The sequence below is a fragment of the Methanobrevibacter sp. genome, from assembly GCF_045130115.1.
Classification (GTDB): Archaea; Methanobacteriota; Methanobacteria; order Methanobacteriales; family Methanobacteriaceae; genus Methanocatella.
Genome location: NZ_JBGUPC010000029.1, coordinates 1 through 19,826 on the forward strand (window position 1 = coordinate 1; position 19,826 = coordinate 19,826).

Annotated in this window: 24 protein-coding genes, 2 tRNA genes and 1 pseudogene; 15 read left to right on the top strand and 12 right to left on the bottom strand. The window is 38.8% G+C overall.

The features are described 5' to 3' along the window. From ACJMML_RS04955 to ACJMML_RS04970, 4 genes and pseudogenes are all read left to right on the top strand, one after another. Positions 1 to 157 (top strand): annotated as a pseudogene (locus tag ACJMML_RS04955) (5,10-methylenetetrahydromethanopterin reductase); the annotation flags it as partial. A gap of 108 nt (positions 158 to 265) precedes the next feature. Continuing rightward, on the top strand, positions 266 to 1,348 hold the full coding sequence (locus ACJMML_RS04960; protein WP_405306261.1) for an archaeosine biosynthesis radical SAM protein RaSEA: 1,083 nt from the start codon (positions 266 to 268) through the stop codon (positions 1,346 to 1,348). A 37-nt stretch (positions 1,349 to 1,385) separates the two neighbouring features. Further along, positions 1,386 to 1,868 (top strand): DUF308 domain-containing protein, encoded by a 483-nt coding sequence (locus ACJMML_RS04965; RefSeq protein ID WP_405306262.1) that lies wholly within the window; start codon positions 1,386 to 1,388, stop codon positions 1,866 to 1,868. A gap of 24 nt (positions 1,869 to 1,892) precedes the next feature. Continuing rightward, positions 1,893 to 3,173: a cytidyltransferase gene (locus ACJMML_RS04970; protein WP_405306298.1), complete on the top strand. Its 1,281-nt coding sequence runs from the start codon at positions 1,893 to 1,895 to the stop codon at positions 3,171 to 3,173. Here the strand turns inward: ACJMML_RS04970 and ACJMML_RS04975 are convergent. From ACJMML_RS04975 to ACJMML_RS05000, 6 genes are read right to left on the bottom strand one after another with little or no spacing between them, the layout of a single operon-like run. After that, positions 3,154 to 3,897 carry an NAD(P)-binding domain-containing protein gene (locus ACJMML_RS04975; RefSeq protein WP_405306263.1) on the bottom strand — a complete coding sequence of 248 codons (744 nt, stop codon included), beginning with the start codon at positions 3,895 to 3,897 and terminating at the stop codon, positions 3,154 to 3,156. The genes ACJMML_RS04970 and ACJMML_RS04975 overlap by 20 nt on opposite strands. Positions 3,898 to 3,908: 11 nt before the next feature. Continuing rightward, a complete protein-coding gene (locus ACJMML_RS04980; protein ID WP_405306264.1) occupies positions 3,909 to 4,769 on the bottom strand; it encodes a damage-control phosphatase ARMT1 family protein in 861 nt (286 codons plus the stop codon). Next, positions 4,770 to 4,973 carry a MoaD/ThiS family protein gene (locus ACJMML_RS04985; protein ID WP_405306265.1) on the bottom strand — a complete coding sequence of 68 codons (204 nt, stop codon included), beginning with the start codon at positions 4,971 to 4,973 and terminating at the stop codon, positions 4,770 to 4,772. A gap of 4 nt (positions 4,974 to 4,977) precedes the next feature. Next, entirely contained in the window at positions 4,978 to 5,895 is a 918-nt protein-coding gene (locus tag ACJMML_RS04990; protein WP_405306266.1) for a TIGR00269 family protein, read from the bottom strand. A gap of 8 nt (positions 5,896 to 5,903) precedes the next feature. Further along, positions 5,904 to 7,061, bottom strand: coding sequence for a vWA domain-containing protein (locus ACJMML_RS04995; protein WP_405306267.1), 1,158 nt, complete (start codon positions 7,059 to 7,061; stop codon positions 5,904 to 5,906). 1 nt (position 7,062) lies between these two features. Beyond that, positions 7,063 to 7,878, bottom strand: coding sequence for an AAA family ATPase (locus ACJMML_RS05000; RefSeq protein ID WP_405306299.1), 816 nt, complete (start codon positions 7,876 to 7,878; stop codon positions 7,063 to 7,065). 143 nt (positions 7,879 to 8,021) lie between these two features. On the opposite strand from ACJMML_RS05000, the gene ACJMML_RS05005 reads away from it, so the two are divergent. After that, positions 8,022 to 8,396: a hypothetical protein gene (locus ACJMML_RS05005; protein ID WP_405306268.1), complete on the top strand. Its 375-nt coding sequence runs from the start codon at positions 8,022 to 8,024 to the stop codon at positions 8,394 to 8,396. A 2-nt stretch (positions 8,397 to 8,398) separates the two neighbouring features. On the opposite strand, the gene ACJMML_RS05010 is transcribed toward ACJMML_RS05005, so the two are convergent. Beyond that, the gene (locus ACJMML_RS05010; protein ID WP_405306269.1) at positions 8,399 to 10,003 is read right to left on the bottom strand and encodes a dihydropteroate synthase-like protein; all 1,605 of its coding nucleotides are present in this window, start codon (positions 10,001 to 10,003) and stop codon (positions 8,399 to 8,401) included. A gap of 273 nt (positions 10,004 to 10,276) precedes the next feature. Here ACJMML_RS05010 and ACJMML_RS05015 point away from each other — a divergent pair, with 273 nt between their 5' ends. Genes ACJMML_RS05015 through ACJMML_RS05045 form a run of 7 tightly spaced genes read left to right on the top strand, consistent with a single transcriptional unit; the run spans position 10,277 to position 14,739 of the window. Next, positions 10,277 to 10,798, top strand: a complete 522-nt coding sequence (locus ACJMML_RS05015) for a pyruvate ferredoxin oxidoreductase subunit gamma (protein WP_292602900.1) — start codon at positions 10,277 to 10,279, stop codon at positions 10,796 to 10,798. An 11-nt stretch (positions 10,799 to 10,809) separates the two neighbouring features. Continuing rightward, positions 10,810 to 11,061, top strand: coding sequence for a pyruvate synthase subunit PorD (gene porD / locus ACJMML_RS05020; RefSeq protein WP_292602902.1), 252 nt, complete (start codon positions 10,810 to 10,812; stop codon positions 11,059 to 11,061). After that, positions 11,062 to 12,210 carry a pyruvate synthase subunit PorA gene (gene porA, locus ACJMML_RS05025; RefSeq protein WP_405306270.1) on the top strand — a complete coding sequence of 383 codons (1,149 nt, stop codon included), beginning with the start codon at positions 11,062 to 11,064 and terminating at the stop codon, positions 12,208 to 12,210. Positions 12,211 to 12,212: 2 nt separating this feature from the next. Beyond that, positions 12,213 to 13,082, top strand: a complete 870-nt coding sequence (porB, locus tag ACJMML_RS05030; RefSeq protein ID WP_405306271.1) for a pyruvate synthase subunit PorB — start codon at positions 12,213 to 12,215, stop codon at positions 13,080 to 13,082. 9 nt (positions 13,083 to 13,091) lie between these two features. Beyond that, positions 13,092 to 13,595, top strand: a complete 504-nt coding sequence (locus ACJMML_RS05035) for a 4Fe-4S dicluster domain-containing protein (protein WP_405306272.1) — start codon at positions 13,092 to 13,094, stop codon at positions 13,593 to 13,595. Next, complete coding sequence (locus ACJMML_RS05040) at positions 13,588 to 13,845, top strand: 4Fe-4S dicluster domain-containing protein (protein ID WP_405306273.1); 258 nt, start codon at positions 13,588 to 13,590, stop codon at positions 13,843 to 13,845. Before ACJMML_RS05035 ends, ACJMML_RS05040 begins: the two co-directional genes overlap by 8 nt. Positions 13,846 to 13,896: 51 nt before the next feature. Beyond that, positions 13,897 to 14,739 carry a fumarate hydratase gene (locus ACJMML_RS05045; protein ID WP_405306274.1) on the top strand — a complete coding sequence of 281 codons (843 nt, stop codon included), beginning with the start codon at positions 13,897 to 13,899 and terminating at the stop codon, positions 14,737 to 14,739. Positions 14,740 to 14,756: 17 nt separating this feature from the next. Here the strand turns inward: ACJMML_RS05045 and ACJMML_RS05050 are convergent, their stop codons facing one another. The 5 genes from ACJMML_RS05050 to ACJMML_RS05070 form a co-directional block, all read right to left on the bottom strand. Then, positions 14,757 to 15,641 carry a PhoU domain-containing protein gene (locus ACJMML_RS05050; protein WP_405306275.1) on the bottom strand — a complete coding sequence of 295 codons (885 nt, stop codon included), beginning with the start codon at positions 15,639 to 15,641 and terminating at the stop codon, positions 14,757 to 14,759. An 8-nt stretch (positions 15,642 to 15,649) separates the two neighbouring features. Next, positions 15,650 to 16,519, bottom strand: a complete 870-nt coding sequence (locus ACJMML_RS05055; RefSeq protein ID WP_405306276.1) for a hypothetical protein — start codon at positions 16,517 to 16,519, stop codon at positions 15,650 to 15,652. A gap of 149 nt (positions 16,520 to 16,668) precedes the next feature. Next, positions 16,669 to 16,741, bottom strand: a tRNA-Thr gene (locus ACJMML_RS05060). Between the two features lie 32 nt (positions 16,742 to 16,773). Continuing rightward, a tRNA-Leu gene (locus ACJMML_RS05065) sits at positions 16,774 to 16,856 on the bottom strand. 74 nt (positions 16,857 to 16,930) lie between these two features. Continuing rightward, positions 16,931 to 17,284, bottom strand: a complete 354-nt coding sequence (locus ACJMML_RS05070; protein WP_405306277.1) for a hypothetical protein — start codon at positions 17,282 to 17,284, stop codon at positions 16,931 to 16,933. 137 nt (positions 17,285 to 17,421) lie between these two features. Between ACJMML_RS05070 and ACJMML_RS05075 the strand changes: the two genes are divergently transcribed. The 3 genes from ACJMML_RS05075 to ACJMML_RS05085 are packed head-to-tail and all read left to right on the top strand — an operon-like array spanning position 17,422 to position 19,667. After that, entirely contained in the window at positions 17,422 to 17,589 is a 168-nt protein-coding gene (locus tag ACJMML_RS05075; protein WP_405306278.1) for a 4Fe-4S binding protein, read from the top strand. Between the two features lie 8 nt (positions 17,590 to 17,597). Beyond that, entirely contained in the window at positions 17,598 to 18,374 is a 777-nt protein-coding gene (locus tag ACJMML_RS05080) for an adhesin (RefSeq protein WP_405306279.1), read from the top strand. 12 nt (positions 18,375 to 18,386) lie between these two features. Continuing rightward, positions 18,387 to 19,667 carry an oligosaccharide repeat unit polymerase family protein gene (locus ACJMML_RS05085; protein WP_405306280.1) on the top strand — a complete coding sequence of 427 codons (1,281 nt, stop codon included), beginning with the start codon at positions 18,387 to 18,389 and terminating at the stop codon, positions 19,665 to 19,667. Positions 19,668 to 19,826 lie beyond the last annotated feature (159 nt).

Below are 19,826 nucleotides of genomic sequence, written 5' to 3' on the forward strand. Positions count from 1 at the left end.
CGACGCATTTTCCGTATGTGGTACTCCTGATGAGTTCATCCCTAAAATTGAAGGCTTAGCTGAAATGGGTGTAACTCAATACGTAGCCGGATCCCCTGTTGGTAAAGACGTAGCAGAATCCATCAAATTATTAGGAGACGTAATTGCAAGTTTCTAAACTTGCTTACTTTTTCTTTTTTTATTTTTTTAAACCATTACACACAACTTAATAACATACTATTTTTAACATAATTTTTAATTATAACTTCCATATAATAATATTATAATGGAAATTGAAAACTTAACAAAAGAAATTAGGCAAAGAGCCTTTGAGAGAAAGGAACCGAAAACCCCAGAACAGGTTGGGGCAAGCTGGTATAATGATGATTTAACTTATGATGGCGTTGCAAAAACATTATTCATGATTTTACCCACTCCAGGATGTGCATGGGCATTGGGAGACAGTGGCGGATGCACCATGTGCAGCTATGTATCAGACTGCACACTTGAACCAATTGACACTGAAACCATCCTGAAAATATTCCACAACCACCTGTCCAGACATCCGATAGCCGAGGAGGACAGAATTTCAGTGAAACTCTTCGCATCAGGAAGTTTTTTAAATCCATATGAGCTTCCAAAGGACGCCCGTGATGAAATCCTGAAAACATTAATTGGTCTGGGCAACGTGACTGAAATCATTGTAGAGTCAAGGCCGGAATATGTAAAGGAGGAATACCTTGATGAAATATTCGACATCATAGGAGACACCCTGTTCGAAGTGAGCATAGGTCTTGAAACCTCAAACGACTATACCAGACTGAACAAGATCAATAAGGGATTTACCCGTGATGATTTTGAAGAAGCCGTGAAACTGATGCAGAACCTGAAAGAGACAAAGGGATACAACCTAAAGTCAAAGGCATATATTTTTGTAAAGCCTATCCTAGTATCCGAATCAGAAGCAATAGCTGAAGCGATTGAAACTGCACATTACTGCAATTCAATAGGAGTTGACAGACTGTCATTCTGTCCGGCAACAATACACAGCGGAACTGTAATCGAAAGATTCTGGAGAAAAGGAGCATACCAGCCGCCATGGATCTGGTCATGCATTGAAATCATCAATACGGTAAGGGATGAAATAGACCTGCCTGCACTCATGGACACATCAGGTTTCGGTTCAAGGAGAGGCCCATACAACTGCAAAAAATGCAGCAAGGACCTTAAGCACATGATAATAGCCAACAACCTGACACAGACAAAAATAGAGCATGACTGCGAGTGCAAAGGGGAATGGCTGGCCCAAGTTGAAAATTCAGATATGAACTCATCGACCGTTGAGATAAAGCACATCCCATTATATTAATATATTTTAAACTATTAATTATTAGTAGGAGGAAAAAATGAAAAGTAAATTTATTAGCATACTGGCTATGATACTGGGATTAATCATTATCATCTTCCCTGTTATGGGAATCATTGGAGTGGCGGATTTAATCGGCCTATCCATATTATTGATATCAATTTACCTGCTCGTAGTTGGAGTGGCCATAATTGATTATAACAAAACCGGATCAATACTCGACCTGGTTTTAGGAATGATACTGCTATTCCTGAGCCTTTGCCTGATATTCAACGCAGGACTGTTCGGATTTTTAGCTCAAATCACATTATACCTTGCAGGAATAACCCTGATTATTGTTGGAGTGGTGTCCCTGATAAACAACCGCCAATCCAGATACGGCTTTTATATAGGAATAGCTGGAGTTGTTCTCGGTTTGTTGTACATAGTCATTGGAACATATGTGGCAGACCCCATTATTTTAGGCGTGTTGATTGGTGCATGGCTAGTTATAAGCGGTATTTTAAGATTAATGGATGGTTAAGCCATCCCAAACTTTCTTTTTTTGGTGTTGACATTGATAGCGATTAGTGCGGATTTCGACCCTGTGCATAAGGGTCATGAACATCTGATTGGCGAGGCGCGCAAGCTGGCAGACGAGCTGGACAAAAAGGTTGTTGTCTATCTCAACAAGGGTTTCAGTGCAAACCATGCCCCATTTTTTGTTGATTTTGATGCCCGCCGTGAAATGGCACTGGCTCTGGGGGCTGATGACGTCAAAGCATTTGAGGGACTTCATCACAGACTGGTATTATCATACAGCGTGCCTATAAGGCTCAAGCAGATGATTGATGACGGAGTGACCGATTACATCACTTCCGCAAGCATTTCACTCGATGAGATAAAGTCAAAGGCTCAGAAGTTCATAGATGAGGGCAACTTTGTCGGAATGCCCAAAAGCTATACCAACAGAAACGAGATTCGCTGGTACGCAATCAACGAATTTTTAGGCTCAAAGCTCAACTACCATGTTGTCGACGAGTTCAACAAGGAAAAATACTCCGGAAGACTTATAAGACAGTCAATCATTGACAATGACATGGAGATTACCAAACAGGTGCGGAAGCTGCTTCCAAAGACCACCGTTGAAATCCTTCAGCGGGAGATTGATGCTGGAAGAACCCCCGGCGAGCGCAACTGGAAGGACATCTATAAGCGAATGAACACCTATTCACGGGGAAACCTTGAAAAGATAGCTTACCTCAATGGAAATACAATCAATGAAATCATCAAAAGAAGAGTCTATAGGGACCCGGAATCAATCTGGGCCGTGTTCAGGAGATCTGATTACGGGCCAGTAATGACACGTCTGGCAATCAGCGCCATTGAAATGGAAGTTACAAAAAAGGAAGTGATGGACCTGATGAAAAGCTATGAGTCCCAAGGCGTGATTCCAGACAATCAGAAAGTGCAAAGGGTTATCGACCGTGCATGGTATGTGGCATGTGAAGGCGAAAAGGGAATAAGCGCACGGGATGCGAACAACAGGTTTCGAAGTGAAAACATTGCCGTTGAAAATCCTCCGGCAAGTCTTGAAGCAGGACTGAATCTGACCAAATTTGAGACAAAAATCACAAAAGAGGGCATAAACACCGACCTGTATGTCGATAAGAACGGTAAGATATCAGTTCAGTTCAAAAGCGAAGGCAAGAAAATAAAAACAAATCTTAGACTGCCTGCCCTGGAAGTCACATACTTAAGATACATTATGGATTCCCATTTCATTCCGGTTAGCGGAAGTATAAAAAAAGCCAAAAAGGGATTTAAGGTTAAGGTCGATATTGGCTGAGCTTTTCTAATGCCGCCCTGACCATTATTAACTCATTTTCATCAAAGTAATCTATTATTTCTTCCAGTTCCTCTGATTTTCTTTTGGAACTTTTCAGGGTATTGTTTATTCTGGACAATGACTTCTCCTTGAAATCATCCCCTTCTGTTAATGAGAGCATCTCAAAAAACTCGTCTTCCAAATCATTATTTTTTGCGATTTCAGCCGATTCTATCAGAAGTGCGGACAACGCTTTTGTATATGCGCTTCTGAGCAGTTTCAACCTGCTTGCATCGCCGACATCCCCGCCAATCATTTCCGTTTGAATAAAATCATTTAAAAACAGCAATTCCGCAGCATCATTTCCTGAAAGATACAATATCGGATTGTCGGAATCGATTTTTCCTATGATGGCGCCATCGACCAGATTGTCAACGGATTCATTGATTTTAAGAGTGGTGTCTGGAGAAACGTTGTTCAAATCCAAATAGATTCCCTTTGCATATTTTCCATATCTTTCTGCAACTCCCAAAGCATTCTTCGGGGAAGTTGCTGAAATCAGAATATCCGACCTGCAGGCCACATCCTTAAAGGTATCCAGAACTTCAATGCCTGATTTTTCAATATTATCCACAGTTTTTGGCGAGCGGTTTTCGGAGGATGTGATGAAGCTAATATCGTCTGATTTGAGCAGTCCGACCAGACTTCGTGAAACCTTTCCAAAACCTATAAAGCCTATTATCATAATCTCACTGGTTATTTTTTAAACAGAAGCATGTCATGCAGATTTGCGCCTATGTGCTTGGAAATTGTGTTGCATTTTGCACATAATAAGAAATAGATGTCCTTGTCTGACAGGTCGATTTCAGTCAAACCTTCATAATTTCCCATTCCCTTTGAGATTACGAAATCATGGCTTTCGAATATTTCCCGGAATTCGTCTGAAATTTCGCTGTCAACATATCCTACAGTGCCGCAGCCTATCTCAACGATTTCACCATATTCATCCAATCCCGCATCCAGGGCATCTTCCATGCATGCATCATTCAGGATAGGCTCTGACTTGACCGCTATTGTAATCTTCAATCCGTATTCCCTGATTTTTGCCAAAAGCAGTTTGTCGAATACGATTTCACCAGTATTGTCCACAAGGTATAATACCTTATCATGAGTTTTCAGGGATTCTTCAAATTCTTCAATGTCCTTTACTGCCAGATCCTTTTTAAGGGCGGTTTTGATAACGCTTTCAACATCATCATCCAAAGTGAATGCGCCGAAGTCCAGAATGTTTCCAATGATGGCTATCTTGACATGATTTTCAAGGCTGCTGTCCTCTTCAAGTATCTTCTTGACATCAGGCAGATACTTCAAGGCAATTTCATTTCCCTCAATCTTTTCCTTGCGATAAGGATCCCTGCAGCCGGTCTTTTCCTTTATCATCTTATGCATTGCAGAACCTGTGCCGTTTGAATTGGTATCCAATTTGAAGTTATTGCTTAAAAACTTAAAGACATCTTCCATTATCTCCATCTTAAGAGTTTCGTCATCTGTTGACAAGTCCATTGCTTCACGGGCCTGCCTTAAAAAGCAGGGGCCACATTCATAACTGATTTTCACTTAACCACCATAGATAATTTGAACAATCTGAATTTCATCATCTTCCTGGATGACAGTATCTTCAATTACCAGCTCTCCGTTCTGCTTGGAAACAACTGTCTGAGCGGACAATTCCAACTCTTCCAGTAAATCTTTAATGGTATAATCTTCATTAGGAATTTCCCTTTTTTCGTTTATGTCCTTATATTTCAATGTGAATTCCATATTTTCATACTCCCAACTCTTCTAAAAATGAACAGGCCTTGCATAAATCGTTTGCTGAAGGCTCTCCACATCTTTTGCATCTTCCATGAGCATATTCTTTTTGCATTTCCTTTTTCAAAACGCCCTTGATTTTATCATATCCGCGTAATGTTGAGTACTTGATTGTAGGGTGCTTTTCGGCCAGCTGATTGATGACCTCTGAAACTTCGCCCCTGAATGACTGCATTGCATATGGGCAGCTGTCAAAGTGGACTTCAAGTTCCTTTGCAACCACATAGATACCGATTTCACGTTCTGGAATTTCCCTTAAAGGCTTGATTTTAACCGTAAACTCTTCAGCTTTGGATTCGGTTTTTGCACCCAGTTTTGTCAGGTTATCGGTGTTTCCCTCAAGGTAGTTCATCATGATGCCCTGAACCTCATCATCAAGATTGTGTCCTGTGGCTATTTTAGTGGCCCCCATTTCACGGGCTGCCTTATTGATTATTGTCCTTCTGAACACTCCGCAGTAGGTGCATGACCCCTTATGGTTTGGCCTTTGCATGATCTCATCAAGGGTTATCCCGTAATCCTCCTTCAGGGACACTACCTTATGCTCTATTCCTAATCTTTCAGCATGCCTTTTTGCAATGTCGACCCCTTCCTGGCGATAATTGGCAATTCCCTCATCCACTGTGACCGCACAGAGGTCTATGACATTCATTTCACGAAATGAGTTCAGTATCTCCAAGGTTGTGACGCTGTCCTTTCCTCCTGAAAGGGCCACCAGAACCTTGTCTCCCTTGTCCAGGAGCTTTTCCTTCCTGACGGTTTTGATGACTTTCTTTTCGATTGATTCTATGAAACAATCCTTGCACAACAATTGGCCTGATTGCTCTCTTTTATAAATAACTTTAGGATTACCACATTTACTGCATTGCATATTACTACCTACATCTGTTCTACAAAGCGTGCCAGCTGATTTAAGGTGTTGACCTCGAATACATGTGCTCCCGCATCACGATACAGTGAAACGCAACTGTCCACTATATCCCATTTGTTCTTGTCCTCGGGATTCAGGATGACTACCTTTTTGGCATCCCTTACCATTTCCTCAACCAGCTCTACACTTGCCGGAATCTTGTTAACTTTCGGGCCGGCCCAATCCCTGCAGTCTGATAAAATAATTACATAAGATTTATTGTTGATGTTTGCCTTTTCCTGGAACTGCTTGAAAGCGGAATACATGTCTGAAGTCCCATGCACCATCATGTTCTTGACCCTCATGTCCTTAACCTTAATGAAGGAATCTATCAGATACTCTTCCTTCAGGGCTTTTGTTGTCTCGATTACCTTGTTGTCGAATTCAAAGGTTCTGGACCTTTTAAAGGCTGTCTGGGCTGAAAACATCAGCATGAAAAACCAGCTGCTGATCCATTCGCATGAGCCACTGATGTCATTTAAGAATAAATGTTCATTCTTGTGGGGCCTTGGCTTTGCCTTTACAAGCTCAAGAGGTACACCACCATATTTCAGATTTGCCCTCATTGTCCTTCTCATGTCAATCTTATGGGAGTTGGCCTGAATCTTTCTTCTTGAACGCTTGTTGGCAATTCTTTTTCCCAACCTTTGGCAGATTTCAAGCATTCTTGGGTCAAACCTGTTCAGCTTTGTCAAATCCTTGTTCATCAGTTCCCCATCACGCTCCAGCCTTTTTGCTTCCTCAAGCAATGGCTGGCCTGAAAGCATCTTCAGCTTTTCATTATCGACTTTTTCCTTTCGAATCCTCTTGCCGATTGTATCCTGCTTTTTAATGATATACTTATTTGATTTCGGACCGGTACCCCTGTATGCCTTGCTCTTGTTCAGGTCCTTCTTGATTTCCTTTTCAGGGTCCGGCAATGCGAATACTTCTTCAAAAACCTTTAAAAATTTAGGAATGTCATATCTGTCCTTGACATAAATTGCAAGCAGAGCTGTCTTAAGCAGGTTCCTGTCAGATTCACCCAGTTCGCTGTAAATCTGCATGGCTGCCTGTGTGCTTCTGATACTTACCGGAAGCCCCTCCTTTCTCAAGTCAGCTGATAGTGTTGCAATTTTTCTTATCATGTTATCTCTTGTCGAAAATATCCTTTTTGACACGTTTCTTGTCGCTTTCTGTTTTGATGGCTACGCCGACGCTGTCCTCAAGGGACTTGTCAATATCCTTGGTTCCCAAATTGGTGACTGATTTGACCCAATCGACAGTACCTCTTACAGAAGGCTTTTTCATAAGATTGAGATTTCTTATCTGATGAACCAGTTTGACCACATAGGATACTGTCTCATCATCAGCATCAGGGAGTTTGGATTTGACGATTTCAATTTCCCTTTCAACAGTCGGATATGGAATGTATAAGAAAAGGCACCTGTCCTTTGTCTCATCGAGAAGTGACCTTTGTGAGTTTGAAGTCAGAATAACAATCAGATCATTTTCCAACTGGAATGTTCCAAGGTCGTTGATTGTGATTTCCTGCTCTCCCAATGCCTGAAGCAGAAAGCTTTCCACCTCTTCATCAGCCTTGTCGATTTCATCTATCAGAAGGACGGAATCCTTATCGTTCAGGAATGCATTGAGCAGAGACCTCCTTATGAAAAATTCGTCGTCAAAGATTTCATCCACATTGTTTGAATCGTTTCTTGCAGCTTCCAGGTGAAGCAGCTGCTTTTGATAATTCCATTCGCCGACAATCTGTTCGAAAGTGATTCCCTCATAACATTGGATCCTGAAAAAGTCCCTGTCAAACGCCTTTGCAATCACCTTTGCAAGCTCGGTTTTTCCAACGCCCGGAGGACCTTCAATGAGCATTGGCTTTCCAAGTAGAAATGACAGATAAAGGGTTGTTGATATCTCAGTGTTTGAAACATAGCTTTCTTCCAAAAGCATCTTGTCAATGTCTTTAATATTAATGTTTTCAACCTGCAACTTTTAACCTTCCTAAAATTTTGTTACTAAAATAAATTTAACGATAAATTTATTTATAGTTTATTATTTAATATATTAAGTGATTGGTTAAATGGAGGTAAAATATGGAATCTGAAAATGCGATAATCATTGCATTAATAGTTATAATTCTACTATTTGTTGGGATATTTTTATTTGTAAGCGGAAATGGAATTATGAATCATGAAAATCAAGTCGTACAACCAAGCACTAACCTTAACAATACAGCAAATACAACTAATCTACAATCAAGCAGTCCATCAACAAATGCACCTTCCAGTTCCGGTTCTAATTCTGAACCTGTAACACAAAGTGCCGTTCATGACGAAAGTTCCCCTGACACCAGTTCAAGTCAAGATGCAAGTTCACAGGACACCAGTTCACAGGACACTAGCGATGCTAGTTCATCACCTCAGGCTGGACAAGCTGAAGGAACCTACGACCCAACAGACTTTGATTAAAACTATTTTTTAAATTCATCAGGATTTTTGAACAAATCAAAATCCTGAACATAATCTTTTCCGGTAATCATCGCTATTTCTGCCTTTTGAAGCTCTGAACCCAAATAGGCAGCATGCTCCATTCTTGTTACAAGATTTTTAGTTATTATCTCTTCATATATCTCTTTTGCAGAATGGCCTACAATGACCAGGTCGGGCTTGTTTTTCTTAAAATGAGTTGCAGTAATCTTGCTTGTCCCGACTGTTGTTCCATAATCAACATTTATTTTGAAGCTGCCTGCCTTATCCCTTACGAACTTCATAGGCTCGGTTTGCCTTGTCTCTTCAATGCCTTCCCTTTCATTCAGGATAATGTCGTTGCGCTTATGCTTATCCTTGAAGGCAACCAGGTTAATTCCCAAATCCTTTGGAATTGATTTTCTGTGCTTTGCAAGAAACATCATTTTTGAAGCGGTTGCAAGTTCATAAACACTTCCTCTTGTCTTTCCGCTTTCTTCCGGAGTGAACAGTATGCTCACACCCAATTCCATACCGATTCCTGCAAGAAGAACATTGACACCGCCCGAATCGGCATCCATAAGTTCGGTCACATTACCCACTCCGAAAAACATCGGTGCAGGATTTACTTTATGAAACTCGTGGCAGGCAATGATCGATTCGACAATGCTTGCGCTGTTGACCGGATCCAAAATCAGGTCTGCAACATAGCGCAGCCCTTCAGTGTCCTTTATCAGCTGATGCATTGCCTCAACCCTTTCTGATGGAGATTTTGGGGATTTGCCCTGTGAAAAATTAGTCGGCAACAATACGGCAGGAATATCCTTTTCCTTTAGGATTTCCTGAATCTCTGAGTTGTTTCCCAAATCAAGACTTAAAACAAAGTCGATGCCGTTTTCAGCAGCCACCCTTATCTCATCGGGATTCAATGTGTCTATGCTTAATGGCCTGTCTCCGACAATAGGTCTTAAGGTTTCAATCAGTTCGGGAATCTTGTCTGAGAAATCCTCTCCGGCAGCCATTCCAATATCAATCATGTCGGCACCGGAATCAACGAAATATTGGCACTTGTTGATTAATGCCTCCTTTGATAAAAATGGCGCGTTTGCAATTTCAGACAGGACCCTCATAGGGAAGTCCTCACCGACAGGAAGGTTCTTGATTAGAATGTTGTTTGGTTTTTTGAGAAGTCTTTCAATATTCTCCTTATCGTTTTCAAATTCCTCGATGAACTTGAACGCTTCCTTTCGCTTTTCCTCTTCAATCAGCTTATCGGCAGGCTTGTCTTCAGACAGGTCGATGCTTCCAATCAGATTCAATACCATTGCAAGGTCAGCCCCATCAGTTGAGCCCTTGAATGTCGGTATTCCAATTTCCTTGGTGATTTCTTTTGTTCCCTTCTTGATCAGTCCGGGAACCAGAATCATGTCAATCTCATCCAATTGGTCATTGAAACAGGTCTTTATTTCTTTAATAATTTGTCTTGGAGTTAGAAATGCAGCAACCTGAGTATTGTCTGCAATGTGCACTATTATATCTTCCTTTGAAGTGGAAACCACTTCCTTTATCAATGGATATGCCAACTCGCCTGTAATTATTAAAACCTTCATAAACTTCCCTACCAATTTTTTATTATAATATTATATTTTTAAATATATTAAATTTAATATTTTTTAAAAAAAGCATTATTTTCAAAAAAGATATAGAAACTGTAAAATGAAAAAACAAAAATTATAAAAAGAATTTCAAAAAAATAAAGAAAAAATAAAAGATTTAAACAACAAAATTAAAACAAAATTATTCAAAAATAAAATTTTAACATAAAATTTATATATTTTGTAATTTATAATGATTATACATGATAAATATATGGAGGAGAATTAATGATTGAAATTCGTTTTCATGGCAGAGGCGGGCAAGGTTCTGTAACAGCTGCTGAAATTTTGGCAAAAGCTGCATTCAAGGACGGCAAATCTGTTCAGGCTTTCCCATTTTTCGGAGTTGAACGTAGAGGAGCTCCAGTTATGGCTTTCACAAGAATTGATGACGAGCCAATTAAAATGAGATACCAAGTCTACAACCCGGACTACGTACTGGTTTTAGACGAAGGATTGTTAAATGTAGTAGATGTATTTTCAGGAATTAAAGACAATACTGAAGTAATTATTAATACTAAAACATTTGAAGGCAGTGGCGACCACGAAGTCCACAAAATCGATGCAACCGGTATTGCTCTTGACATGTTAGGACGCAACATCGTAAATACTATTATTTTAGGATATTTCGCTAAAAAGACAGGAGTTGTGAGTATCGATTCATTGCTTGAAGTTATTAAAGAAACCTTCCCTGGAAAAATCGGAGAACTAAATGCGGAAGCAACTAAAAAAGCTTACGACATGGGATAATAGGTGAAATTATGGTAAATATAGGATGTGTAATTAAAACACCGGGAAATACTAAAAACAATAAAACTGGAAGCTGGAGAACTTTCAAACCTATATTAGATAAAGAATCATGTATTGATTGTGATAACTGTATATTATTCTGTCCAGATTCCTGTATAAACAAACAACATGATATTGATTACGATTACTGTAAAGGATGTGGAATTTGCGCATACGAATGTCCTTCAGATTCAATCGAAATGATACAAGAAGAGAGTGATTAGATGGTAAAAGAAGTAATGACCTCAAATAAAGCAGTTGCAGAAGCTGTAAGATTAGCTAAACCACAAGTTATTCCTGTTTATCCGATTACTCCACAAACTACAATTTCAGAATACTTAGCTCAATATGTTGCTGATGAAAAGATTGATGCTAAATATGTCAAAGTAGAATCAGAACACAGTGCTATAAGTGCTGCTGTTGGAGCAAGCGGTGCTGGAGTAAGAGTATTTACAGCAACATCTTCACAAGGATTAATGTTAATGCACGAAATTTTATATGCAGCAGCAGGTATGAGAACACCTTTCGTATTGGCTGATGCAAACAGAGCAATTTCAGCTCCATTAAACATTTGGAATGACCAACAGGATTCCATTGCACAAAAAGATGCAGGTTGGTTACAAATCTATGTTGAAGATGCTCAAGAAGCATTAGATACAACCTTAATGGCTTATAAAGTTTCAGAAAATCCTGATATCTTATTGCCTTCAATGGTATGTTTAGACGGATTTATTTTAACTCACACAGTTGAACCTGTCGAAATCCCAGATCAAGAAAGCGTAGATGAGTTCCTACCTCCATATGTTCCTGAACATGCGTATCTTGATCCTAAAGATCCTATGTCCATCGGTAACTTTGCTGACCCTGATTATTACATGGAAGCAAGACATGACATGGACGTTGCAATGAACAATGCCCTTGACGTAATCCAAAAGACCTGCGACGAATTTGCAGAAATATTTGGAAGACAATATGGCCTTGTTGAAGGATATAAGACAGATGATGCTGAAATCATTTATGTCGCTATGGGATCACTCTGCAGTAGTATCAGAGTTATTGTAGACGAGCTAAGAGCAAAAGGCGAAAAAGTCGGATTGCTCAAAATCAGATCATACAGACCATTCCCAGTTGATGCCATCAATGAAGTTGTTAAAAACTGTTCCAAACTAGCTGTTGTTGACAAAAACTTCGCAATCGGAATGGGCGGAGCATTATACGGCGACATGAAACTTAAAATTGACAAAGAGATTTATGGATTCATTACAGGTTTAGGCGGAAGGGACATCACCCCTGAAGCATTGAATGAAATTTATGAAATTACCAAAAATGGTCCTGAAAGTGATGTCACATGGATTGGACTTAAGGAGGAATAAAAATGGTGGACATTCCTGATAAAAATTTATTAGCACCAGGACACAGAGGATGTGCTGGTTGTGGAGCATCCATCGCAGTTAAATTAGCTTTAAATGCATTAGGTGAAAATACCGTAGCCGTTTCCGCTACCGGTTGTCTTGAAGTTATGACCACACCTTACCCTGAAACTGCATGGGAAATTCCATTCATCCACGTAGCATTTGAAAACTCAGGTGCTGTAGCATCCGGTGTAGAAAGTGCACTCAGAATTCAAGGAAAAGATGACGTGAATGTTGTTGCTTTCGGTGGTGACGGAGGAACTGTAGATATCGGTCTGCAATCCTTATCCGGAGCTATGGAAAGAGGACACAACATGACCTACATCTGTTACGATAACGAAGCATACATGAACACAGGTATCCAAAGAAGTGGAGCAACACCATACGGTGCAACAACAACCACTTCACCAAAAGGAAGCGCAAGCTTCGGGGAAGACAAACCTAAGAAAAACATGCCGATGATTATGGCAGCTCATGGAATACCTTATGTCGCAACAGCTTCAATTGCATTCCCTGAAGATTATGTCAACAAGGTCAAAAAGGCTGCAGAAACCAAAGGTCCTGCATACATCCACTTACAACAACCATGTACTACCGGTTGGGGATTCCCTTCTGAAAGGACAATCGAAATGGGTAGATTAGCAGTAGAAACTGGATCATGGATTTTATATGAAATCGTGGACGGCAAATTCGAAATCACTTACAGGCCTGAAGAAAGAAAACCTGTAAAAGAATACCTTGCACCACAAAAAAGATTCAGACACTTAGATGATGAGCTCATTGAAAAAATCCAAAAATATGTCGATGCAGAGTGTAAAGAACTAGGTTTATAAGGTGATACAATGGAGAGTATTGTTGTAAATAGCAATTTGTGCGATGGATGTCTCAACTGTTCAAACATGTGCGCATCAATCCATAATGCTAGCAGAATAAAAATAATAGAACACGATTCTTCCTTTTATTCCATTGTATGCCAACATTGTGAAAGTGCACCATGTATAAAAATCTGTCCGACCGAGGCAATAACTGACGATGGAGTCAATACCGAAAAATGTATCGGCTGCGGATTATGCGTAATGGTTTGTCCATTCGGTGCTATGACTTTCCAATCCAAAGTTGCTGAAAAATGTGACCTCTGTGCTGACAGAGAAGAAGGACCTGCATGTATCAAAGCATGTACCAAAAGAGCAATTACTGTTGCTGATCCTGAAAAGGTCAGAGCCAAAAACCAGGAAAAATACCTGGCAAAAATGGCAGGACTATATGAGCCTGACAGTAGCGGAAAAGGTAGCTTTGTCCATGTGATTACAAGCCAAGCAAGAGCAAGGCTTGTCTTAGATGAATAGAAAAATTATGTTTAAAACAGGAAATTGTACAACATGTACAACCTGCGGAAGTTGTCAACAAACACCAAATGTTGACACTCCAACCTTATTTTGTATGAATTGCCAACCGCCATCAGAAGCTCCATGCCTATTGGCATGCAAGGAGAATGCCATTGAGATTTTGGGCGGAGCCATAACCATGAACAGCGATAAATGCACCCTTTGCAGAGATTGCGTTGAAGTCTGCCCACTAAAAATAATCAAAATATAAATATTTCAAAAACCAAAAATAAGATTAATTAATTTTATAAAGGTTATTAATTTGATTACTAAAGACGTTATTAAGGATACTGTTTATGAACTTTACAGGCAAGCGGTTATCGTTCTCGGTGATGATGTAAAAAAATCACTGGAAGATGCTCTTAAAATAGAAGAACATGAACTTGCAAGGTTAAATATTGAAGCCATCTTAAAAAATATTGAACTTGCTGAAGAAAAAGGAATTCCGATGTGCCAGGATACAGGTTTGCCGGTTGTTTTTGTGAAGTTAGGTAATGTGGAAGTTGAAAATCTGCGTGAAGGAATTGAAGAGGGAATCAAGAAGGCCACAACAGACGTGCCTATAAGACCAAACATCGTAGATCCCCTCACACGTGAAAACACCAACATCAACGTCGGTGATTACATTCCACCAATCGACATTGAACTTATTGATGAAGATTACCTTGAAATAACCATATTGCCAAAGGGATTCGGTTCAGAAAACAACAATGCAATGAAGATGGCGCTTCCTGCAGAAGGAATTGAAGGCATCAAGGAATTTGTTGTAGAATCAGTTCTCAAGGCAAAAGGAAAACCATGCCCTCCAACTGTTGTGGGAGTTGGAATCGGAGGAACCTCAGATTTATGCTTAAAATTAGGTAAAAAGGCGTTGCTTGGAAAAATCGGCGAAAGAAACCCTGACCCTCAAATAGCAAAATTGGAAGAGGAAATCCTGGAGGAAATCAATGCGTCAGGAATAGGTCCTATGGGTCTTGGCGGAAAAACAACAACATTAGATGTCAAAATCCTAAAGGCACATACCCATACTGCGGGACTTCCAATCGGCGTCTGCATCCAATGCTGGGCTGACAGGCATGCCACAACAAGGATATATGACGAATAGAATTTCTTAAAAAAAAGTTACCTGAAAGTTCTTGGGGTTGTAGGTCTCGGAATGTTGTCATGAAACTCGACAGCAACATCCATCATTTCAACGGAAATGTCTCCAATTCTCTTGAATGCTTTAATGAGTCTGAACAGGTAAATGAAATAGTTTGAACGTTCCTTTTCATCAAAGGTGCTTTCAGCCATTTGGGTTGCAATCAGATTGATTGCCTTGGATTGCATGATCTGAATTGTCTCTTCCTGTTTCATCAAATCATCCTTCAATTCTGTATCGGCTTCGATGAATGCCCTCATGGACAGACGAATCATGGACTGTGCTGTCTTATACATCTTTTTAAGCTTCTTTAAAACATTTTTATCCACTTCATAAATGTCATTAATGACAAATTTTGCAATATGACCGCAATAATCCCCTATACGCTCCAGGTCATAGGCAATTTCATTGTATAGGATTGACTTTGAAATTTCGGAATGCTTGTTGAGACTTACGATGGTCTCTACAGATGTCCTTATTTTTTCAACCATATTATTTGTAGCGTAATCCATTTCCAAAGCTTTATTGGCCTTATTTTCATCGTATTCCAAGACTGCATCAAATGACATTTCAAGCTGGGAATGCACATGCTTTGCCATATTGTCCAGCATGTCATTTATCAATGCATTACCGGTATTGCTTTTTGTGCTGGAATAATTTCCAACAGAGGAAACAATTTCCTCATAACTCTTCAAATCTATCATATACGCTCTTTTGACAGTTCCATCTTTAACAAGAGGCTGCAGGAGCTTAGTAACATATCTTCGAGAGATTCCTAGTTTTTCAGCTATCTCATCCTGAGTCGATGGATTCTCATATAAAATAAAATCCAAGACATCCTTTAATGTTTTATCCTTTTTTCCCATTTTACCAACTATTTCTTATAATCATCAAGAAGATCATTAGATTCGAAACGGATATTTCCTGAAGACCGATTTATGCCGGAATCCATATTTTCGTCAGCATTATCCTCTTTATACTGAACATCAGGATTTTTCGATTTTTTAGAACGATTATATCTTTTTACACGAATCTCTTCCATTTTTTTATCATAGTCAAAATCATTATGTTTTTTTGAATGATGGACTTTCCTAACATTTTGATAGGAGAAATTTTCAGCGTTTTCCTGATGTTTTATTGCCCTAAACTCTTTTTCCGAATCTCTTGCAGACATTAAAATCCTGACTATCACAAATATAATCAATATCAGTGCAAGGACTGCTATTGGAAAATCAAAGACAACGAACACATAATCATAAAGGTTTGTAATTGAGTTTCCCAAATCTACAAAACCACGGGCCAAAAATATTAACCCCACAAATGCGATAATGAGTCCATGAGCCCTTTTGACATTGTCCCTCTTTAACACAATTGGATACACACTTATAATTAGCATTGCAATACCTAAAATCCTGTATAAGTTATTATTTGCCAAGTTTTGCAATGACAAGTAAGCATTAAGGAATGTGGAAGGTAAAAATCCTGATTCAGACAACATGGCGAAAATTAACAACAATTGAATTAAACCAATGACCGCAAGTGGAAATATGTATGCAATATCCCATTCGAAATGAGTACTGAATGTTGCAGTAGATACAGGCTGTTCTAAAGCTTCTGAAAGCATGTTATAAAGCACAGATGAAATAACTGAACCTATAACAGTACCTGCAACTCCTAAAACAGAAGTTAAGACAGCAACAAATGCTGAAATAAATCCAACCAGTATAAGTTTTTTATAATTCATAATTTTCACCTATTAAAATTATTCATAAATATTATCTATTTTAAAGTAATTATACTTTAAGTAATTTATGTAAACTATTTTTTACATTCAGTAAGAGAAACAAAAAGAACCATGAAATATATTGAAATCATTGAAAAAAATAGCTTAAAAGCCTTAGGGGGGATTCGAACCCCCGACTTCTACCTTACCAAGGTAGCGCTCTACCACCTGAGCCACTAAGGCATAATCGAAGAAAACAAAAAATTATAAAATAGTGGATGGGAAGGGATTCGAACCCTCGGAGGCCTATGCCAAAGGATCTTAAGTCCTTCCCCTTTGGCCGCTTGGGTACCCATCCATACAAATAGACAGTTATAATATTTAATTACATCCTATATAAATGTTATGGTTTTTTTGAAATTTTCAACAATTTCATACCAAACCGTTATTAAAAGAGTACAACCATAATGAGACGGAAGTCAATATTAAAATCACCATTAACCAGATTACAATGAATACTTTCTTTGGATCGGATTCCCCTTTTGTATAATATTTTTCACCGGGCATATCGCTTGACACCTGACGGTTGTTCCGGTATTTATCGTCATTTCTCAAATAGTTGTAGAACACCCTTGTAATGAAATAGAATATTACGAACATTACCAATCCTAAAACCGGAACCAAACCGCCATTTAGAAATATGACGGATATTGTCGAGAAGAACAATGCCAGAAACAGAAAGAACATCCCTGACAATATTATTGAAATCCATTTGTTGAAAATCATTACATACACCAATTACCTATATGCACTTCATAATATTAAAACTTTAGGAATACCTAAAAATTATCTTGACAAAATATATAAACATTAAAATAGTTAAATTAAATTATATTTCTTTAAAAATTTTTTTGGTGGATGAATTGAAAGTAGATATGGAAGAATGTGGAGTTTGTGAAGACTGCATTGACGTATGTCTGGAAGAAGCAATTGAAAGAAGAGCATATACAATCATCATCGATGAAAGCAAATGCAATAACTGCGGCGAATGTGTCGATGTTTGCCCTGTTGGAGCATTATATGAAGAGTAGGTTTAATTATGAAGATTAAATTCACATTGGTGGACTACATCATAATAATACTGGTGGTATGTGCAATTGCATTTGCATTTATCCATATCGCTACAGATGATTCATCTGATTTACAGAAAACCGCTTTTGATGAGTCAACCGTCAACAAGATTCCGGACACCTATCTAAAGTATTATAAGGACGGATTTATTGTCAAGGCCACAGTTGAAGGTTTCAATTCAACAGATGGAAACAGGACAACATTGAACGGTACCGTCATTTGGGAAGATGACAACGGCGGAAACGGAGTCCGATTATTAATTGACTCAAATAACCAGACTTATTTAGCCGGATTGTATAGAACCGTACCTACTGCAGATATATACATTGACCACATCAGTCTTGAGAGCAATGGGGAAAAATATAAAAACTTATGTGAAATCAGCGCAAAACCTATGGAGATAAGCTCCCTAAAAGATTTTACAAGCAAAATTCCAAATGATGCAGAGTATGAAATAACAACCGGCGTGTCCGTAGATTCCATAAATACCAAGGATGCACAAAAAATCAGCAATTTCCTCACAGATAACAGCAAAAGAGAATCTATAAAAGCATCCAATAGTGACAATGGCGATTACCTATTCCTCAAAAAAGCGACAAAAGAAAATCTCAATGATGCCGATAGCATTCTAGGCAACATCAATGGTTTGACTGACGACATTACCATCAGAATCTACGACTGTCAGGACAGCCAGATTAAAGAAATCAGCAAAAACTTTGACGTTATCAATATACGAAAATTTTAAGCCGTGTAGACAATGAGCGTGATTTATTCCACTTTAACATCAGTGATAAACAAGATTAGTGACGAGTTTCACAAATCCTTTTTATTCACTTTAATTTTTACCATTCTGGATTTCATTGAAAACCAGTGGGTCAACAGCTATTTCAAAAGGTTCTATCCCAGCGAAAACTTCCTGAATGTCCTAAACAAAAATGAAATCCTGAAAAATCATATCTTCAATCCGCTGATTGTGCTCTTTTTATTCGCATTATTCCTGCTTCTGTCAATGAATAAGCCTTCAGGCAGCCTGGTCACCACACTGGTCCTCGCCTTTGTCGGATTTTTCATCGGGTCTGCAATACTTCCGAGATATTTCCTAAACAACAATTTAAAGGGAATTGTTAAATTCGAAAGAAGGGACATCTATTCAATCGGATTTTGCCTAACATTAATAGGCATCGTATTCTTCTTTATCAGCGTTGCTTCAGTTAGAGGAATTCCTCTTTTAAAGCCATCAATCAGATATTTGCTAAAACCAGCTTTCACAATGCCCGTGTTTTTAATCATTCCGGGAACCTGCATGATTGCAAGCGCCTATCTGAAGGACTTTCAGGACAAAAAAATTACCCGTTCACAGGCAAGATTCAGATTTCTGTTTTTGCTCTTCATTGACTGTGCATTTTTATTGCTTCTAGGTTATAGGACACCACTACTTGCAGCATTTCTCATCATAATTATCATAGGTTTCTATGGAAATATCGTTTCACTATGGGAAGTTGTTATTGGTGCAGTTATTGGTATAGGTGCAATCATTGGAATTGGTTATTTTCGATCACTTGGAGAGATGACAATAACCTCATCAACCAGCCCGCTGTACTCATTGCAGTCAAGGGCAGACTTTACATTACATGTATTGAACCTGCTGGATTTCCTTGGAGGTAATTTCGGCGTTACTCATGGGCACATGCTTGCAAGCTCAATTCCGGGAAGCGACCTGGGCCCAAGAATGATGGTTGGAAAGCTTATCGCATGGAGAACCGAAGTGACAGTCACACCAACTTTAATCGGCCAGATGGTGGTTGACTTCGGAAAGGTCGGAGTATTAATCGGGATGTTAATTTTAGGTTCCATTCTGGGCATCGGATTCAAGATAATGCAGAAGACCAAAAACTATTTCTATATTGGGATTTACTCCCTGATTTTAACATACACAATTTTAGGTATTGAAACCGGAATTCTGGACATACAGGTTCTATTATACTTTGCAATAGCCATCCTCCTCTATTTGATTAACATCAAAAATACAAGAAATTAAGCTCATTTTAAGACATGAAGTATTACAAAAAAGCTGAAATAATACTAATTTGTATTACTTTAATAACATTTATATATAAAAATTGGGTTAAAATATTAAACATCAAGAACAAAAACTGTTTTATTAACCATTATACTTAATAAAACTCCCAATTAACTT

Excerpts from the sequence above, each read along its gene's own strand:
- ACJMML_RS05070 (WP_405306277.1), bottom strand. The coding sequence starts at position 17,284 with ATGATTTTCAACAAATGGATTTCAATAATATTGTCAGGGATGTTCTTT.
- ACJMML_RS05040 (WP_405306273.1), top strand. The coding sequence starts at position 13,588 with ATGAATAGAAAAATTATGTTTAAAACAGGAAATTGTACAACATGTACA.
- ACJMML_RS04995 (WP_405306267.1), bottom strand. The coding sequence starts at position 7,061 with ATGATAAGAAAAATTGCAACACTATCAGCTGACTTGAGAAAGGAGGGG.
- ACJMML_RS05000 (WP_405306299.1), bottom strand. The coding sequence starts at position 7,878 with ATGCTTTTGGAAGAAAGCTATGTTTCAAACACTGAGATATCAACAACC.
- ACJMML_RS05085 (WP_405306280.1), top strand. The coding sequence starts at position 18,387 with ATGAGCGTGATTTATTCCACTTTAACATCAGTGATAAACAAGATTAGT.
- ACJMML_RS04975 (WP_405306263.1), bottom strand. The coding sequence starts at position 3,897 with ATGATAATAGGCTTTATAGGTTTTGGAAAGGTTTCACGAAGTCTGGTC.
- ACJMML_RS05010 (WP_405306269.1), bottom strand. The coding sequence starts at position 10,003 with ATGAAGGTTTTAATAATTACAGGCGAGTTGGCATATCCATTGATAAAG.
- ACJMML_RS05055 (WP_405306276.1), bottom strand. The coding sequence starts at position 16,519 with ATGAATTATAAAAAACTTATACTGGTTGGATTTATTTCAGCATTTGTT.
- ACJMML_RS05080 (WP_405306279.1), top strand. The coding sequence starts at position 17,598 with ATGAAGATTAAATTCACATTGGTGGACTACATCATAATAATACTGGTG.
- ACJMML_RS04990 (WP_405306266.1), bottom strand. The coding sequence starts at position 5,895 with ATGCAATGCAGTAAATGTGGTAATCCTAAAGTTATTTATAAAAGAGAG.
- ACJMML_RS04960 (WP_405306261.1), top strand. The coding sequence starts at position 266 with ATGGAAATTGAAAACTTAACAAAAGAAATTAGGCAAAGAGCCTTTGAG.
- ACJMML_RS05050 (WP_405306275.1), bottom strand. The coding sequence starts at position 15,641 with ATGGGAAAAAAGGATAAAACATTAAAGGATGTCTTGGATTTTATTTTA.
- ACJMML_RS05035 (WP_405306272.1), top strand. The coding sequence starts at position 13,092 with ATGGAGAGTATTGTTGTAAATAGCAATTTGTGCGATGGATGTCTCAAC.
- ACJMML_RS04985 (WP_405306265.1), bottom strand. The coding sequence starts at position 4,973 with ATGGAATTCACATTGAAATATAAGGACATAAACGAAAAAAGGGAAATT.
- porA (WP_405306270.1), top strand. The coding sequence starts at position 11,062 with ATGGTAAAAGAAGTAATGACCTCAAATAAAGCAGTTGCAGAAGCTGTA.
- ACJMML_RS04965 (WP_405306262.1), top strand. The coding sequence starts at position 1,386 with ATGAAAAGTAAATTTATTAGCATACTGGCTATGATACTGGGATTAATC.
- ACJMML_RS05015 (WP_292602900.1), top strand. The coding sequence starts at position 10,277 with ATGATTGAAATTCGTTTTCATGGCAGAGGCGGGCAAGGTTCTGTAACA.
- porD (WP_292602902.1), top strand. The coding sequence starts at position 10,810 with ATGGTAAATATAGGATGTGTAATTAAAACACCGGGAAATACTAAAAAC.
- ACJMML_RS05005 (WP_405306268.1), top strand. The coding sequence starts at position 8,022 with ATGGAATCTGAAAATGCGATAATCATTGCATTAATAGTTATAATTCTA.
- porB (WP_405306271.1), top strand. The coding sequence starts at position 12,213 with ATGGTGGACATTCCTGATAAAAATTTATTAGCACCAGGACACAGAGGA.